We start from the raw sequence: 17,423 nt of genomic DNA on the forward strand, positions 1-17,423 counted from the left end.
TAGAAAAAGGTCTGCCAGAAGAGGTGATTCCTGATTTGGCGGAACACTTACAGGCGGGGATTGTGGTTCTGGGCACGGTAGGACGCACCGGTATTTCAGCAGCATTCCTCGGCAACACGGCGGAACAGGTGATTGATCATCTTCGCTGCGATCTGTTGGTCATTAAACCTGACCAGTATCAGACACCCGTTGAACTGGATGACGAAGAAGACGATTAACGACTCTTCAATAACTGACAAGGCCCGAGTTATCGGGCCTATTTTTTACTTACTGCTCTTCGCCGCCAAGGAAATAAATTCCCAACGGGATTGCCAGCAACACAGTAAAGACCAGGCTATAAACAAAAATCATCGATGACTGAATCACATACATTGATGTCGTCCACTCAGACAGCGGAATATTGTACTGTTCTATAACGCCGCCGATAGTCGCGCGAGTCACAACCGACGCCGCAATAATGAAAACCGCCAACAAACCAAAGAGAAATTTCTTCCCTTTCGCTGACTTCAGTTTCGCCATAATCATGATGTAATCCTTGTGCAGACAAATTTCTTGTTACCTAAACGTAACAATACCATGACATTTCACCGTTGTCTGCTCTGAAAACCTCACCTCTTAGCTGGATTTACAATCAACGCATTGATTAGTTAGCTAATGTTGCTACTTCCTTCCCTGACTATTGATGATCTGAATGAATTGTCGCGGTAAAATAGCCCCGCCAGGGGTTTCCGGCATGACGACAATTATCTGGAGGAGCCTGATAAAACAATGATCGCTGAACTGTTTACAAATAATGCGCTTAATCTGGTCATTATTTTCGGTAGCTGCGCAGCATTGATTCTGATGAGCTTTTGGTTTCGCCGCGGAAATCGTAAAAGAAAAGGTTTTTTATTCCATGCGGTGCAATTTTTAATCTACACCATAATTATCAGTGCTGTTGGTAGCATTATTAATTATGTTATAGAAAACTATAAACTCAAATTTATCACCCCAGGCGTTATCGATTTTATCTGTACGTCCCTGATTGCGGTTATTCTGACGATTAAGCTATTTTTGCTGATTAATCAGTTTGATAAACAGCAGATTAAAAAAGGTCGCGATATCACCAGTGCGCGGATTATGTCGCGCATTATCAAAATCACCATTATTGTGGTGCTTGTTCTGCTTTATGGCGAACATTTCGGCATGAGCCTTTCTGGCTTGCTGACCTTTGGTGGTATTGGTGGTCTGGCTGTCGGTATGGCCGGTAAAGATATTCTGAGTAATTTCTTTTCCGGGATCATGCTCTATTTCGACCGTCCTTTCAGTATTGGCGACTGGATCCGTTCACCGGACAGAAATATCGAAGGTACAGTAGCGGAAATTGGCTGGCGAATTACCAAAATTACGACCTTTGATAATCGTCCATTGTACGTACCGAACTCGCTGTTTTCGTCGATCAGCGTAGAAAACCCAGGACGAATGACCAACCGCCGCATTACCACGACCATTGGTTTACGTTATGAGGATGCGGCAAAAGTGGGCGTTATTGTCGAAGCCGTACGTGAGATGCTGAAAAATCACCCGGCCATCGACCAGCGACAAACCTTACTGGTTTATTTCAACCAGTTTGCCGACTCGTCATTGAATATTATGGTTTATTGCTTTACCAAAACCACGGTATGGGCTGAATGGCTTGCTGCACAGCAAGACGTTTATTTGAAGATTATCGATATTGTGCAGTCACACGGCGCGGACTTTGCCTTCCCCAGCCAGACGCTGTATATGGATAACATTACACCGCAGGAACAGGGGCGCTAAATCAGACATCACTGGCGTTATCCACAAGGGTAACGCCAGTTCCCATCACATCAATGCTTCACAATATACATAGTCCGGCTGTACGCCACATCTTCCGGGTTATTAATGGGATAACCTTTCAGCCACGGCTTGATTAATCGTCCATTGGTATATTGATAAATTGGTGCAATCGGTGCTTGCTCCATGAGGATTTTTTCTGCCGCGTTGTAATCGGCATTACGCGCTTTAACGGTATTTTCCGTCGATGCCTGGGCCAGAACTTTGTCGTATGCCGGATTGTTAAAGCGTGAAATATTTCCTGAATGCGTTGACGTTAATAATGTCAGGAAAGTGGAGGGTTCATTATAATCCCCCACCCATGAGGCGCGGATAACATCAAAATTGCCGGTGTTACGGCTATCGATATAGGTTTTCCATTCCTGATTTTGCAATTTAACATCTACGCCAAGGTTCTTTTTCCACATCGATGCTACAGCAATCGCAATTTTTTGATGGTTTTCTGAAGTGTTATACAAAAGCGTCAGCTTCAGCGGTTTTTGCGGACCATAACCAGCTGCGCTCAACAAAGTTTTTGCCTGCGCATTCAGTTCTTCCTGACTCATTTGTTCAAACGGCGAAGGTTCCGGCGTAAATCCGGCGGTAACATCTGGTGTAAAATGCCACGCTGGCTTTTCGCCCGTCCCTAATACTTTTTCGGTCATCAGGCGGCGATCTATCGTCATACTTAATGCCAGACGAACGCGCTGATCTGCCGTCGGCCCTTTTTGCGTGTTAAACGCATAATAATAGGTCCCGAGCTGCGGCGGCGTATAAACCTGCCCCGGAATATCCTTCGACAGCTTCTGATACATATTTTTCGGGAAGGATTCGGTGATATCAATATCCCCCGCGAGGTAACGCTTAGTGGCTGCGGATTCCTGATTAATTGGCAGGAAGGTCACTTTTTGCAGTACCGTTTTGGCGTTATCCCAATAATGGGTATTCGGTACCACGACCAGTTTTTCATTGACTACGCGTTCTTTAAGAACATAAGCGCCATTGCCGATCAGATTTCCGGGTTTCGTCCACTCTTTACCGCTTTCTACGTTGGCTTTTTGCACCGGGAAGAAGGCAAAGTTAGCGGTTAAATTCACAAACCACGGCAACGGTTTATCAAGCTGAATTTTCAAGGTATGGGCATCAACTGCGGTGACGCCAAGCTGGTCAGGCGTAGCTTTACCATCAATAATCGCCTGTGCGTTGTTGATTCCCGCCAGCGCGGCAAACCATGCAAATGGCGATAGCGTTTTCGGGTCCACCAGACGTTGCCAGCTGTAGACAAAATCTTGCGCCGTTACCGGTGTGCCATCCGCCCATTTTGCGTTATCGCGCAGGGTAAAAGTCCAGATACGGTTGTCATTACTTTTCCACTGAGTCGCAACGCCGGGGACAATCTCCCCTTTCTCGTTCTGATTCACCAGTCCTTCAAACAGATCGCGAATGACCTGAATCTCTGGCAGGCCCACGGCTTTAGCGGGATCCAGCGACGCAGGCTCATCTTTAATGTGGCGCACCAGCTCCTGCTTCTCTGCCAGTACTGTGCCGCTCGGAACTTCTGCAGCATACGAAAGAGAAATGCTGCTGACCAACAGCGCACAACACGTGACTGAAACAGAGTGCTTCATAAGTTTCCCTCTAACCGACATTAAAATTGATGCGTAATTATTTGTTTCGCCTTAAAGAAATGCAAACAACTTCCATCAAAAAAGTGACACAGGAAGCATAAAATGTTTTATGTATCAATATATTAAATCAGATTTAGTGTAAATAATCGACGCCAAAATGCGGTAAAGCACATAGAACACCGAACACTACGTTCAGGCTTCGCACGTTCAAACCAGTTTTCGGTATCATAATCAGCATCTGTCGCCATTGTACGAAGAATAAAAAATAACCAAAACGTTGAAAGGAACTGAGAATACGTTAAGAGAGAAATTAAATTAATGTATCAGCAAGTAGTGCTAAACAGCACCTTTATACTTCAGCCTATCTATAAATAATGAGAATGCCGAGCCAGCATGTCGACGGTGTGGATAGTACAGGTGATAACCGGGTAAATCTGGTGTGAATTTATCCAAAACACGTATCAGTTTTTTTTCTTTAATAGCCCGCTCAACCTGATCATAAGGTAGATACGCCAATCCATGCCCATCAATTGCAGCATCAATGATCAGGTCTATCGTATTCAGTAAAAGCTGACCTTCCATGCGAACACGAACTTCACGTCCACCGCGTATTAATCTCCAGCGATTTGCTGTACCCGATGTGGGAAGATACAAATTAATTGCCTGATGATCTATTAATTGTGACACTGACGTTGGAACACTTCGGCGAGAAAAATAATCCGGTGAGCCAACAATAGCCATTGGTATATCTGGCCCGATTCGAATGGCGATCATATCTTTATCCATCTCCCCACCCAGACGGACGCCTGCATCAAAACGTTCAGAAACGACATCGGTCAAACCATAATCAATGGTGAGCTGAATATCAATTTCAGGATGCGATTTCAGGAATGTGCGCATTGCTGGTAACAATATCGTTTTTGCTGCATGTTCTACAGTAGTAATACGTATTGTCCCGGATGGGCGGTTCTGCAGCTCGCTCAGGGATGCCAGGGCTGAATCTATGTCATGCAACATAGGGCCAAGAACAGACAAAAGATGCTCGCCCGCTTCAGTTGGAACAACGCTGCGCGTGGTTCGCGTCAGAAGCCGCAATCCCAATCGTTCTTCTATACGACGCACTATCTGGCTTAAAGCTGACTGCGCCATGCTCAGGCGGGCTGCTGCACGAGTGAAGCTACGCTCCTCTGCAACGACGACAAACGCCATCAGATCAGCGATTTCTTCACGCTTCATTCAGTATCTCCATGCAATCTATTAATCATTTAAATGATAGGTCTAGTCATGATTTTGGGTCTAATCAACTTAATGATCAATATCTATAGTGATATCACCAACCGTTAAAACGAACCGACAACTCCATGAGGAACGGAATGATGAATAATAAAGTCAGCTTCACTAACAGCAATAATCCAACCATCTCTTTGTCTGCAGTGATCTATTTCCCTCCAAAATTTGATGAAACCCGTCAGTATCAGGCAATTGTGGTATCTCACCCAGGTGGGGGCGTTAAAGAACAAACGGCCGGAACCTATGCCAAAAAACTGGCGGAAAAGGGATTTGTCACTATTGCTTATGACGCATCTTATCAAGGTGAAAGTGGCGGCGAGCCGCGTCAGTTAGAAAACCCATACATTCGTACTGAAGACATCAGTGCCGTGATTGATTACCTGACAACGCTTTCTTATGTCGACAATACCCGAATTGGTGCGATGGGAATTTGTGCCGGTGCAGGATATACAGCCAATGCTGCAATTCAGGATCGCCGCATCAAGGCCATCGGTACCGTTAGTGCGGTCAATATTGGTTCGATGTTCCGTAATGGTTGGGAAAACAATGTGAAATCTATTGATGCCCTGCCATACGTTGAAGCGGGTTCAAACGCCAGAACCAGCGATATTAGCAGCGGAGAATACGCCATTATGCCACTGGCACCAATGAAGGAGTCCGATGCGCCGAACGAAGAACTGCGTCAGGCCTGGGAGTATTACCACACCCCTCGCGCGCAGTATCCAACAGCACCGGGTTACGCTACTTTGCGCAGCCTTAACCAGATTATTACCTATGATGCTTACCATATGGCGGAAGTGTACCTGACTCAGCCGATGCAGATTGTGGCGGGCAGCCAGGCAGGGAGCAAATGGATGAGTGACGACCTGTACGATCGGGCATCAAGCCAGGATAAACGCTATCACATTGTTGAAGGCGCAAACCATATGGATCTTTATGACGGCAAAGCCTATGTGGCTGAAGCAATTTCAGTATTAGCTCCGTTCTTTGAGGAAACTCTGTAATGAAACATATTCAAATCCGCAATAGTGATATGGCCTGGCATATTGCTGCCAATATTCAGTTTCCACCAAATTTTGATGAGTCAAAACAGTATCCGGCGATTATCAGCGTCCATCCTTTTGGCAGTTGTAAGGAGCAGACGTCTGGCAATATCTATGGCAAAGCATTGGCTGAAAAAGGCTATCTCGTTCTCGCTTATGACGCCAGTTTCCAGGGAGAATCTGGTGGGGAGCCTCGCTGGATAGAAGATCCGACACAGCGCGTAGAGGATATTAGCCGTGTTATCGATTATGCAGTAACTCTGCCATATGTTAATGCTGAACGTATTGGCGTGCTGGGAGTGTGTGGGGGTGGTGGCTATGCCATTAATGCCGCGCTGACAGAAAAACGAATTAAAGCAGTAGTGAGTATTACGGGTGTTAATATCGGGCGTCTTTTTCGGGAAGGTTTCAGCAATTACGATCCGATTGGCGCATTGAATGCAATGGCGTCGCAACGAACCAAAGAGGCTCGTGGTGGAGAATTACAGATCAACGAATTACTTCCCGCCAGCCTGGATGCAGCAAAAGCCCATGGACTGACCGAACGCGATGTTTATGAAGCAACTGACTACTATAAAACACCACGCGGGCAACAACCGGGAGGTGCGACAAAAATGTTGTTCTCACATGCACAGAAAACGCTGGCCTGGGATGCCTTCGCATTTACTGAAGTGTTACTGACTCAGCCGGTGATGGTAGTAGTTGGTGAAAAAGTCGGTGCCTTCGGTGCTTATCGTGATGGACTGGAAGTCTATGGCCGGGCGATGGTTTCGCAGGATCGTCAGTTAGTTTCATTACCCGATTTCTCACATTATGAACTGTATGACAAACCGGAAGCAGTTCAGGAGGCGCTGGAAAAAGTTATTCCTTTTTTCAACACCCATCTGGGATAAGTTTCATGAGAAATATTATGAAAAATGTACTGATTCTTGGTGCTGGCGGTCAGATAGCCCGCCATGTGATTAATCAACTGGCAGATAAACAAACCATTAAACAAACTTTATTTGCCCGTCAGCCAGCAAAAATCCACAAACCCTATCCAACTAATAGCAAGATTATTATGGGAGATGTACTGAATCATGCAGCACTGAAGCAGGCCATGCAGGGACAGGACGTTGTGTATGCCAACCTTACGGGGGAAGATTTAGATATTCAGGCAAATTCAGTGATCGCTGCGATGAAAGCCTGTGATGTTAAACGTCTGATCTTTGTTCTTTCCCTCGGTATTTATGATGAAGTTCCAGGAAAATTTGGCGAATGGAATAATGCAGTTATTGGTGAGCCCCTAAAACCATTCCGCAGGGCTGCGGATGCAATTGAGGCTTCTGGACTGGAATATACAATTCTTCGCCCTGCCTGGCTGACTGATGAAGATATTATTGATTATGAGCTTACCTCACGCAATGAACCATTCAAAGGTACGATCGTATCACGTAAGAGTGTCGCAGCATTAATCACAGATATCATCGATAAACCTGAGAAACACATTGGTGAGAATATAGGCATCAATCAACCTGGTACTGATGGTGATAAGCCATTCTTCATGTAAATCAATTACATAACTACCATCGTACTGTACTATGTGCAGTACGATTTATTAAACTTATTAAGGTGAACTGATCAATCCGATGCGATTAACATGTGTAGAACCAGTAAGAATAAAATACGCCATGTATATAACATTACGACAATTCTAATATCTGCACATCAATGAAAATGCAAACAACTTCCGGCAAAAAAGTGATACAAGATCGATGACATAGCGTTGAAGAAAAGGATTTGATAATCCGCAAAATTTGCACAACACTGCCTGTAATACTTCCTGAACCAGAGACGATCATGACCGTAAACCGCCCACGCGCCGAACGCGGCGCATTTCCGCCCGGAACAGAACATTACGGACGTTCATTATTGGGCGCGCCGTTAATCTGGTTTCCGGCCACTGCAGCCAGTCGCGAAAGTGGTTTGATTCTGGCTGGCACTCACGGTGATGAAAACTCTTCGGTCGTCACGCTCTCCTGTGCTCTGCGGACTTTGACACCTTCTTTGCGCCGCCATCATGTGGTGCTGTGTGTGAATCCTGACGGCTGCCAGCTGGGGTTACGGGCCAATGCTAATGGTGTGGATTTAAACAGAAACTTTCCGGCGGCGAACTGGAAGGAAGGTGAAACGGTTTATCGCTGGAACAGCGCCGCTGAAGAACGTGATGTCGTATTACTGACAGGTGACAAACCTGGCTCAGAACCTGAAACCCAGGCGCTGTGCCAGCTTATACACCGCATTCAACCTGCCTGGGTGGTCTCATTCCACGATCCACTGGCCTGTATTGAAGATCCCAGACACAGCGAATTAGGCGAATGGCTGGCCCAGGCGTTTGAATTGCCTCTGGTAACCAGCGTCGGTTATGAAACGCCTGGCTCTTTCGGCAGTTGGTGTGCAGATCTCAACTTGCATTGCATCACCGCAGAGTTTCCGCCCATCTCCTCCGACGAAGCCAGCGAAAAATATCTCTTTGCGATGGCAAACTTGCTGCGCTGGCATCCTAAAGATGCAATTCGCCCGTCGTGAACTGAAGCGCCGGTTCCACATCTACCGCCAGCCAGGTCGGTCCGTCAAGATCGGCGAAACTGACCTGCGGCACCAGCGGTAAAGCGGCGCTAATGGCACGAGAGGTACACAACATGCAGCCCAGCATCAGACGAAAACCTTGTGCACGCGCTTCAGTCGCCAGCGCCAGCGCTTCCGTCAGCCCCCCGGTTTTATCGAGCTTAATGTTAACCATCTCATAGCGCCCTTTCAGCGCCTTCAGATTGCTACGAGTATGACAACTTTCATCAGCACAAATCGGTAACGGATGAATAAAATTCTCCAGTGCCGCATCGTCCTGCGCAGGAAGCGGTTGTTCAAGCATCGCAACGCCTAAATCCGCCAATAGCTGGCAACGCGCCGCCAACCCTTCTGCACGCCAGGATTCATTTGCATCAACGATCAGCGTGGCATCGGGCACAGCTGTGCGAATTGCCACCATCCGCTCACTAATAAGATGGTTATCCAGCTTCACTTTCAGTAATTTCGCGCCAGCCTGCCAGAGTGTTGATGCACTATTGGCCATCTGATCAGGCGTACCGATGACTACCGTCTGTGCAGTGATAACTGTCTCGGGAAGCGTTATGCCGATCAAATCAGCCAGCGATTGCTGCTGTTTTCGCGCGGCCAGATCCCACAATGCACAATCCAGCGCATTACGTGCTGCGCCGGCAGGGAGAATTTTTTGCAACTCCTCCCGTGTCAGCCCTTTCTCTAATTGCGACACGACGCTCATAATTTGCGCCATTACCGAGGCATCACTTTCCCCATAACGCGGATACGGCGTGCATTCGCCGGTGCCTTTAATACCCTCTTCTTCCAGTTCAACCACCACCACGCGCGCTTCACTGCGACTTCCCCGGGCAATCACAAACGGGGTATGTAAGGGCCAGGCTTCCTCGAATACCTTAACGTTTCTCATCTTTACTCCTTTTTGTCGCGGTGGTCTGCGGATTAAGCGCAAATAGCGTTTGCTGTGTTATTGACAGTTAGCATAAACTAGGTGTGACGTTAACTATATGTAAACAGGAAAGATAATCATGTCACAAACCGTTCATTTCCAGGGCAACCCGGTTACAGTCGCCAATTCCATCCCGCAGGCGGGTAGCAAAGCGCAGACTTTTACTCTCGTAGCAAAAGATCTGTCTGACGTCACCCTCGGTCAGTTTGCGGGTAAACGCAAAGTGCTGAACATTTTCCCGAGTATTGATACCGGAGTTTGCGCCGCATCAGTACGTAAGTTTAACCAACTGGCAACCGAGATCGACAACACCGTTGTGCTGTGTATCTCTGCCGATCTGCCGTTCGCCCAGTCTCGTTTCTGCGGCGCAGAAGGTCTGAACAACGTTATCACCCTCTCCACTTTCCGTAACGCTGAATTTCTGCAAGCCTTCGGTGTGGCAATTGCTGATGGCCCACTGAAAGGTCTGGCAGCGCGTGCCGTTGTGGTTATTGACGAAAATGACAATGTGATTTTCAGCCAGCTGGTGGATGAAATCACCACCGAGCCGGATTACGAAGCAGCTCTGGCTGTACTGAAAGCATAAGTTAATATGCCTGATGGTGTTGCACCATCAGGCATATTCGCGCTTACTCTTCGTTCTTCTTCTGGCTTAAGCCATATTCCCGCAACTTATTGGCAATCGCGGTATGTGAAACGCCGAGACGTTTTGCCAGTTTGCGCGTGCTGGGATAATTGCGATAAAGCTGGGTTAATACCGAGCGTTCAAAACGGCTGGTGATTTCGTCCAGCGAACCTTCCATCGCATCTTCGCCCACGGCTACCGTTGCGGCGTCATAATCCGGCAACAAAATATCCTGTGGACGCAGCTCATAACCGTCCAGTTGTGTCAGTGCGCGATAGATAGCGTTCTTTAACTGCCGCACATTTCCCGGCCACGCATATCGCGTAAGTACAGTATTCAGGTCAGCGGCCAGTTTCGGACGCGGCACGCCCTGCTCGTCGGCAAAGCGGGCGACGAACAGCTCAGTTAACGGCATGATGTCCTGCGGACAGTCACGTAGCGGCGGCAGATTGAGCGTCAACACGTTCAGACGATAATAGAGATCTTCACGGAACATGCCTTTTTGCACCAGTTCGACCAGATTCTTCTGCGTAGCGCAAATCACCCGCACATCGACATGCACCTCATGGTCTTCGCCAACCCGACGGAAAGTGCCATCATTAAGGAAACGCAGTAATTTCGCCTGCATCCGTGGTGACATTTCCCCTATTTCATCCAACAGCACCGAACCACCGTTCGCCTGCTCAAAGAATCCTTTCTTCCCTTCCGGAGCATGACCAAACAGTTCACTCTCGACCGCATCTTCCGGTATAGACGCACAGTTCAGCGCCAGGTAAGGTTTGCCCGCTCTGGGGCTTGCCTGATGGCAGGCGTAGGCAAAGAGATCTTTACCTGTACCTGTGTCACCCGTAATCAGCAGCGGCGCGCTTAGCATCGCCAGTTTCTGCGCCTGTTCGACAACATGCTTCATTTTCGGGCTGACGGCGACAATTTGACTGAAGGCGCTGACGTCCTGGGCGGCGACATTTTGCAACTGGCGGCCCATACGAATCGTTGATCGCAACATCACCACCGCACCGGTCAGGACGTGTTGATCATTTTCATCCTGAAGATAAACAGGCGTAATCTCCATCAGGAAATTCTGCCCATTAATAACGACATGCTCGTTATGGGAATCTTGCGGTTCGCTTTCCAGCCAACGTAAAAAATTAAAGCCGTTAATCAATTGTGCGGCGGTATGGTTGCGCAGGCGATCCAATTTTTGCGCAAAAAGCTGACAGCTCGCCGGGTTCGCCATATCCACTTTGCTTTTCATATCGACAGAGAGCACAGGTTCGGGCAACGCCTCCAGTAACGCGCTCAACGCCAGATGCTCACGTTCGGAAGGCATCCACGGGACAGTACGCACATCGGTAACACCTGCAATACGGCGTATTTCGGCCATCAGACTGCTGAAACTCTCAAACTCCAGTTCAGCAAAATTGAGGTAGATTCGCCCAATGGGATCAATCTCAATACCGCGTAAATCAATGCCTCTTAGCACGAGTAGATCGAGTAATTCGCGGGTCAGACCGAGTCGGTCTTCACAAAAGACTTCCAGACGCATGGGAACCTTCACCTGAAAAAAGAACAATTAATATGATGATATGACACTATTTGGATAGCAGGAAGGTTTCTGTCAACAATCATTGACACAAAGACGGAAAAACGGGCACTTCGGCGTAAAGATATCCGGTCAGCACCCGATATTGCATTATTTTTCGCTGGGCGTTTTGCCTTTTTGCAGCGTTTCTTTCACCTGACCGATAAGCTGACGACGGAAATCCCCGAGGCGAGGTTTGTCATCGTCAATCCACGGCAGCGGGCGGCAAAGCTCCATAGCTTTAATCCCGAGTCGTGCCGTCAGAAGTCCAGCACCAATTCCCTGAGCTGCGCGGGTAGACAAACGAGCAGCGAGATCTTGCGACATCCAGTCCATCCCCACTTCGCGCACCAGTTCGCTGGCTCCGGCAAAAGCGATATTCAGCAATACCAGCTTAAACAGACGCAAACGGCTGTAATACCCCAGTTCAATGCCATACAGCGTGGCGATGCGATTAATTAAACGCAGATTGCGCCAGGCGATAAACGCCATATCGACCAACGCCAGCGGGCTGACCGCAATCATCAACGTTGATTCCGCCGCCGAACGGCTGATTTCGCGCCGCGCCTGGGCATCTAAAACTGGCTGGACCAAATGCGCATACAAACTGACCACTTCACGGTCGTTTTGCGTTTCATGGATTGAGGCATACCAGCGTTGCAGCGCTGGATGAGACTGATCAATACCCGCCTGCTGCGCCAGTTTTTCGCAAAATGCGCGGCCTTTGCCCGTGCCGTGGCTGTGCAACAAATCGCGCGCTTCGTCGCGTTCATGGGCGCGCTGTCGCAAGCGCCATAAGCGCCGCCACTCTGTTACCACAGAACCTACGCCAGCGCCGATAATCAATGCCCCAGCGGCACATCCACCCAGCGCCACCCAGTCCTGAGTTTGCCAGGCATTCATTGTCCACTGTACACCCTGCCCGACAACGCTTGCGCCAAACAGAGCCAGCCCGCCCATCACCATTTTGCGCCACAGGCTGCGTTTCGGACGTAACGCTGCATCCATTACCGCTTCAACTTGCCCCTCTTCTTCAGGCGCTTCATCGAGCGTGGCCGGGGCAAAATTTTGCGCCTGATTTTCGTCAAAGGTCTGCTGCGCCCTGAATTTTGGATTCTGATCGACCTCCAGCGGACCGTCGAAATCAATACGTGGTTTTAACGGTTCGGTCATCGCAATTTATCTCCTATTAAAAATTCAAGCGCGGCATCAAGACGAATATGCGGCAGCGGTTTGTCGACATCCATCACCTGCGGGCGAAACGCTTCAAACTGGAACCCTTGCTTGTCCCAGAACGCCTGACCGGGCAAACGCGCAGGAACTTCACCGGGATAAACGGTGAGTGGCGCACCATCGCTGAGCCGGTTACCGCGCAATGCCGGAATTTTCTCGCCGTTGACGTCAATAATGCCGCTGGTGGTCGCCTGCACCGAGGCCAGCCCCAGGCAATCCATACTAATCCCTTCAAACGCCGCATTTTGCCAGGCATCCTGAATCAGTTGTTGCAGTAATGAAACCATATTGGCGTGCTGATCGATGGTCACATGGTCCGCTTTAGTGGCAGCAAACAATAGCTTATCGATAACCGGCGAAAACAAACGCCGGAACAAGGTACGCTGCCCGTAGTGGAAACTTTGCATCAGCTGCGTCAGTGCCAGACGCATATCATTAAATGCCTGTGGCCCACTGTTGAGAGGTTGCAGGCAATCAACCAGCACAATCTGGCGGTCAAAGCGCAGAAAATGATTCTTATAGAACCCCTTCACCACCTTCTCGCAGTAATAATTAAACCGCTCGCGCAGCATTCCGGCATTGGTGTGCTTATCGGCCTGCGCCAGTTTGGACTCGCCCCAGGCATCGACATCCGGCCACGGGAAGAATTGCAGCGCGGGCGCACCTGCCATATCTCCCGGCAAGACAAAGCGCCCAGGCTGAATAAAGTGCAGCCCCTGCTGTTTACAGTGGTGGAGATAATCGGTCCACGCGGCGGCAATGTCTGCCAGCCGGTTTTCGTCGGCAGGCGCTAGCGGGTCCAGCCCTTCGCACATCATTCGCCATTTGACCGACCATTCGCCGCGCTGACCATTGAGTAAGCCCGTCATCTGGCGTGACCAGCTTAAATAGTCCTGCGCCAGCATCGGCAGGTCGAGCAACCATTCGCCGGGATAATCCACAATCTCCAGATACAGCGTGGAGGTGTCCTTGAAGTGGCGTAGCAGCGAATCGTTCGATTTAAAACGTAGCGCCAGGCGGATTTCACTGACGCCGCGCGTTGGCGTCGGCCAGGCGGGAGGATCGCCATATAACTGCGCCAGTCCTTCATCATATGTGAAGCGCGGAATGCCAAAGTCACGCTGAGGAATGCGTTTTACGCCCAGCAGGCGCTCTTCACGCACCGCGCTTAACAGCGGCAAGCGTGCTCCGGCGTGAATATTGAGCAACTGATTGACCATCGCAGTGATAAACGCTGTTTTGCCGCTGCGGCTTAGTCCGGTTACGGCGAGGCGCAGATGTCTGTCGACACCCCGATTCACCAGCGCATTAAGTTCATTTTTAAGTCGCTTCATTGCTGTCCTGTGCTGCTCTGAAGACCAGAAAAAAATCATTCGTAAGGATATGAATGTGGGGGCCAGGCCATTGATTATCAACTGCCCGTGTTGTCATCGACGGGCGAACTCCATAAGATGTGCAGCATTCACGTTCGGACGGAGTTCCTGACCTATGTCCCCTACTATTTATGATATTGCCAGGGTTGCAGGCGTATCAAAATCCACCGTATCACGCGTGCTGAATAAGCAAACTAATATCTCCCCGGAAGCGCGCGAAAAAGTGTTACGGGCCATTGAAGAATTACAGTATCAGCCAAACAAGCTGGCCCGCGCGCTGACCTCTTCGGGTTTTGATGCCATTATGGTGATTTCTACCCGTTCGACCAAAACTACGGCGGGTAATCCGTTTTTCTCTGAAGTTTTGCATGCCATCACCGCCAAAGCTGAAGAGGAAGGTTTCGACGTGATCTTGCAGACGTCGCACAATCCGGCAGAAGACTTACAAAAATGTGAAAGCAAAATTAAGCAGAAAATGATTAAAGGCATTATTATGCTAAGTTCGCCAGCGGATGAGTCATTTTTTGCCCAACTTGATAAATACGATATTCCTGTCGTGGTGATTGGCAAAGTTGAAGGTCAATATGCCCATGTTTATTCTGTCGATACCGATAATTTTGGCGACAGCATTGCGTTGACCGATGCATTAATTGAAAGTGGGCATCAAAATATTGCCTGCCTGCATGCTCCGCTTGATGTCCATGTTTCAGTGGATCGGGTAAATGGTTATAAGCAGAGCCTGGCTGCGCATAATATTGCAGTGCGTGATGAATGGATTGTTGACGGCGGTTATACCCATGAAACAGCACTGCAAGCCGCGCGGGAATTATGAAGCCAGTCACCGTTGCCTGAGGCAGTGTTTGCCACTGACAGCCTGAAATTAATGAGCATTTATCGTGCGGCGGCAGAGAAAAATATTGCTATTCCGCAGCAGTTAGCGGTGGTGGGTTATAGTAATGAAACGCTGTCGTTTATTTTAACGCCTGCGCCAGGCGGTATTGATATCCCAACACAGGAGTTAGGTCAACAAAGCTGTGAGTTATTATTCCGCTTAATTTCTGGAAAACCGTCACCACAGAATATTACCGTTGCCACGCATATGACGCTGAAATAAATACCAGCTACCTTGCCTGAATGCCGGATGCGATGCTAGCGCATCTTATCCGGCCTACATTTATAGTTCGGATAAAGTACTCGTGCCGCATCCGGCAATTTAGCCCATTATCAGAACGAGTAATTTACGCCGACACCTGCATAATGGAATTTATCGCTGTCGCCTTCGTCGTGATCCTGCCACTCAAACGCGTATTCCAGCGAAACGGAAAGCCCGTTCTGGAAATCATAACCGTAAAATAAACCTACACGGTTAAAATCATGGCCTTCACGTTCAATATCATCCTGCCAGTCCCAGTTACTCCAGCGATCCAGCCCAATGCGCGTATACGGCGTCACCGAGTGGTTGCCGAGCGTCAGCAGCAAATAGGCGCGAATTTCTTGCGTAGAAAACTCACCGTTATTGCGGCTGTCGTCCATATTAAAGCCGCGCTCGAGATAATAGTTCACTCGCAAGGCAACCGTTTCGTTGAAGGTATATTGCAGGCCTGTTTCCGTTTCGACTCGGGTATCAGCGTAACCGGTCGTGTTCAGATCGTTGGCAAATTTATACATCGACAACCAACCGTTGAAACGTAAATCGTCAGTCAGTTTCACATCCCAGTCTGGCGCGATTTTCCAGCGCTGCATATTCGCCGTGTCTTTACCCGGTTCATCAACGTAGTGATAACCATAATTACGGAAACCGCCGGTCAGGCCGAAACTGAAATCATCGTTTTCGAGGAACTGATAATGCACCTCCAGCTCCGGGCGATCAAACCACGTTCCACGTTTACCCGCGCTATAATCTACCGGCCCTTCCTGATAATAGGCCAGAGCAATTCTCCACGGCCCGTTGGCGGCATTAAAATAGACTGAAGGCTCCGCCAGCCCATCCATATCTTCGCCATAACCCTCGACGTTTCCTATTTCGTACATCGCGCCGATATTAAAGTGCCAGTCGTTCTTTTCCTCGGCCTGTGCGCAGGCCATTCCCGCACACATCACCAGTGCGGTACAGGGTAATAACTTTTTCATTATTGTTCCTTGTATTATTCTGGGGGAATGCCTTCCCCCTGTATTTAGCGAAGTGCTATTTCCGTTTCTGCATCAAAGAAATGACATTTCGTCATATCAAAATGAATAGTGATATTTTCTCCTGCATGATAATCATTTAACGCACCAGCACGGACCACTAACTCGTGCCCCCCAATCGTGGTGTAGAGCATAAATTCCGCACCGGTTAATTCTGCCACGCTAATTTTGGCGGAAATGTTATTTTCCTCTTGCGCGTCCGGATGAATATCTTCCGGACGTATTCCCATCACGATGGGCTTATGCAAACTTCCCTGTGTTTTCAGAACCGCTAATTTCTCTTCGGGAATGGTTAATTTAAGCGTTTCCGTAACGAATTTATCGCCATCGATCGTGCCACGAATAAAATTCATCGCCGGTGATCCAATAAATCCGGCAACAAACATATTCGCTGGTTGGTTATAAACCGTTTTCGGCGCACCAACTTGCTGAACAATCCCATCCTTCATAATCACAATCCGCGTCGCCATGGTCATCGCTTCGGTCTGATCGTGGGTCACGTAGATCATGGTGGTATTCAGCTTCTGGTGTAGCTTGCTGATCTCTGCGCGCATTTGCACGCGCAGCTTGGCATCAAGGTTAGAGAGCGGTTCATCCATTAAAAACACGCCCGCTTCGCGCACAATCGCCCGCCCGAGCGCCACACGCTGGCGTTGCCCGCCGGAAAGCGCGCCCGGCTTGCGTTTCAGGTACTCACGCAGGCCGAGAATTTGCGCCGCCCAGTTCACCCGCTCATCAATCACCTCTTTGGCGATTTTTTGCATCTTCAGGCCAAACGCCATGTTGTCGTAAACCGTCATATGCGGATACAACGCGTAGTTCTGGAACACCATCGCTATATTGCGTGCTTTGGCTGGAACGTCATTCATTCGTTTGCCGTCGATCAACAGATCGCCGCCGCTGATCTCCTCAAGCCCGGCAATCATGCGCAGGGTGGTCGACTTACCGCAGCCCGACGGGCCGACAAACACGATGAACTCTTTATCGGCAATTTCCAGGTTGAAGTCCTTCACCACATGCACCTGGTTATCGTAGATTTTTTGAATATGTTGTAACGAAAGCTGAGCCATGTTGATTCC

Annotated in this window: 16 protein-coding genes and 1 pseudogene; 8 read left to right on the forward strand and 9 right to left on the reverse strand. The window is 48.9% G+C overall.

The window, feature by feature from the left end:
• The coding region (locus QZF50_RS04180; protein ID WP_290388825.1) for a universal stress protein at positions 1-218 on the forward strand (218 nt) is incomplete at its 5' end.
• Between the two features lie 49 nt (positions 219-267).
• Here the strand turns inward: QZF50_RS04180 and QZF50_RS04185 are convergent.
• A complete protein-coding gene (locus QZF50_RS04185; protein WP_000605090.1) occupies positions 268-525 on the reverse strand; it encodes a DUF2534 family protein in 258 nt (85 codons plus the stop codon).
• A gap of 243 nt (positions 526-768) precedes the next feature.
• Between QZF50_RS04185 and ynaI the strand changes: the two genes are divergently transcribed.
• Positions 769-1,800 carry a low conductance mechanosensitive channel YnaI gene (gene ynaI, locus QZF50_RS04190; protein ID WP_290388826.1) on the forward strand — a complete coding sequence of 344 codons (1,032 nt, stop codon included), beginning with the start codon at positions 769-771 and terminating at the stop codon, positions 1,798-1,800.
• A gap of 50 nt (positions 1,801-1,850) precedes the next feature.
• Here the strand turns inward: ynaI and mppA are convergent, their stop codons facing one another.
• Positions 1,851-3,464, reverse strand: a complete 1,614-nt coding sequence (gene mppA, locus QZF50_RS04195) for a murein tripeptide ABC transporter substrate-binding protein MppA (RefSeq protein ID WP_237897910.1) — start codon at positions 3,462-3,464, stop codon at positions 1,851-1,853.
• A gap of 336 nt (positions 3,465-3,800) precedes the next feature.
• Positions 3,801-4,700, reverse strand: a complete 900-nt coding sequence (gene pgrR / locus QZF50_RS04200; protein WP_000817693.1) for a DNA-binding transcriptional regulator PgrR — start codon at positions 4,698-4,700, stop codon at positions 3,801-3,803.
• Positions 4,701-4,837: 137 nt separating this feature from the next.
• On the opposite strand from pgrR, the gene QZF50_RS04205 reads away from it, so the two are divergent.
• The 4 genes from QZF50_RS04205 (at position 4,838) to mpaA (ending at position 8,365) form a co-directional block, all read left to right on the forward strand.
• Positions 4,838-5,758, forward strand: coding sequence for an alpha/beta hydrolase (locus QZF50_RS04205; protein WP_001296755.1), 921 nt, complete (start codon positions 4,838-4,840; stop codon positions 5,756-5,758).
• Positions 5,758-6,690 carry an alpha/beta hydrolase gene (locus QZF50_RS04210; RefSeq protein WP_000680602.1) on the forward strand — a complete coding sequence of 311 codons (933 nt, stop codon included), beginning with the start codon at positions 5,758-5,760 and terminating at the stop codon, positions 6,688-6,690. Before QZF50_RS04205 ends, QZF50_RS04210 begins: the two co-directional genes overlap by 1 nt.
• 17 nt (positions 6,691-6,707) lie before the next feature.
• The gene (locus QZF50_RS04215) at positions 6,708-7,346 is read left to right on the forward strand and encodes an SDR family oxidoreductase (RefSeq protein ID WP_000800177.1); all 639 of its coding nucleotides are present in this window, start codon (positions 6,708-6,710) and stop codon (positions 7,344-7,346) included.
• Positions 7,347-7,636: 290 nt separating this feature from the next.
• On the forward strand, positions 7,637-8,365 hold the full coding sequence (mpaA, locus tag QZF50_RS04220) for a murein tripeptide amidase MpaA (RefSeq protein WP_000217817.1): 729 nt from the start codon (positions 7,637-7,639) through the stop codon (positions 8,363-8,365).
• Here mpaA and ycjG read toward each other — a convergent pair.
• Positions 8,340-9,305: an L-Ala-D/L-Glu epimerase gene (ycjG, locus tag QZF50_RS04225; RefSeq protein ID WP_290388827.1), complete on the reverse strand. Its 966-nt coding sequence runs from the start codon at positions 9,303-9,305 to the stop codon at positions 8,340-8,342. The genes mpaA and ycjG overlap by 26 nt on opposite strands.
• 118 nt (positions 9,306-9,423) lie before the next feature.
• On the opposite strand from ycjG, the gene tpx reads away from it, so the two are divergent.
• Positions 9,424-9,930, forward strand: coding sequence for a thiol peroxidase (gene tpx, locus QZF50_RS04230; protein WP_000084384.1), 507 nt, complete (start codon positions 9,424-9,426; stop codon positions 9,928-9,930).
• 43 nt (positions 9,931-9,973) lie between these two features.
• Here the strand turns inward: tpx and tyrR are convergent, their stop codons facing one another.
• The 3 genes from tyrR to QZF50_RS04245 form a co-directional block, all read right to left on the reverse strand.
• On the reverse strand, positions 9,974-11,515 hold the full coding sequence (tyrR, locus tag QZF50_RS04235; RefSeq protein ID WP_001296763.1) for a transcriptional regulator TyrR: 1,542 nt from the start codon (positions 11,513-11,515) through the stop codon (positions 9,974-9,976).
• Positions 11,516-11,662: 147 nt separating this feature from the next.
• Complete coding sequence (locus QZF50_RS04240; protein ID WP_000138717.1) at positions 11,663-12,724, reverse strand: YcjF family protein; 1,062 nt, start codon at positions 12,722-12,724, stop codon at positions 11,663-11,665.
• Positions 12,721-14,118 (reverse strand): YcjX family protein, encoded by a 1,398-nt coding sequence (locus QZF50_RS04245; RefSeq protein WP_000825784.1) that lies wholly within the window; start codon positions 14,116-14,118, stop codon positions 12,721-12,723. Before QZF50_RS04245 ends, QZF50_RS04240 begins: the two co-directional genes overlap by 4 nt.
• A gap of 154 nt (positions 14,119-14,272) precedes the next feature.
• Between QZF50_RS04245 and QZF50_RS04250 the strand changes: the two are divergent.
• A pseudogene (locus QZF50_RS04250) lies at positions 14,273-15,271 on the forward strand (LacI family DNA-binding transcriptional regulator).
• 110 nt (positions 15,272-15,381) lie between these two features.
• Here the strand turns inward: QZF50_RS04250 and ompG are convergent.
• Entirely contained in the window at positions 15,382-16,287 is a 906-nt protein-coding gene (gene ompG / locus QZF50_RS04255) for a monomeric porin OmpG (protein WP_061892268.1), read from the reverse strand.
• A 44-nt stretch (positions 16,288-16,331) separates the two neighbouring features.
• Positions 16,332-17,414, reverse strand: a complete 1,083-nt coding sequence (locus QZF50_RS04260; RefSeq protein ID WP_061892267.1) for an ABC transporter ATP-binding protein — start codon at positions 17,412-17,414, stop codon at positions 16,332-16,334.
• Positions 17,415-17,423 lie beyond the last annotated feature (9 nt).

It is taken from the genome of uncultured Escherichia sp. (assembly GCF_948475835.1).
Classification (GTDB): Bacteria; Pseudomonadota; Gammaproteobacteria; order Enterobacterales; family Enterobacteriaceae; genus ECMA0423.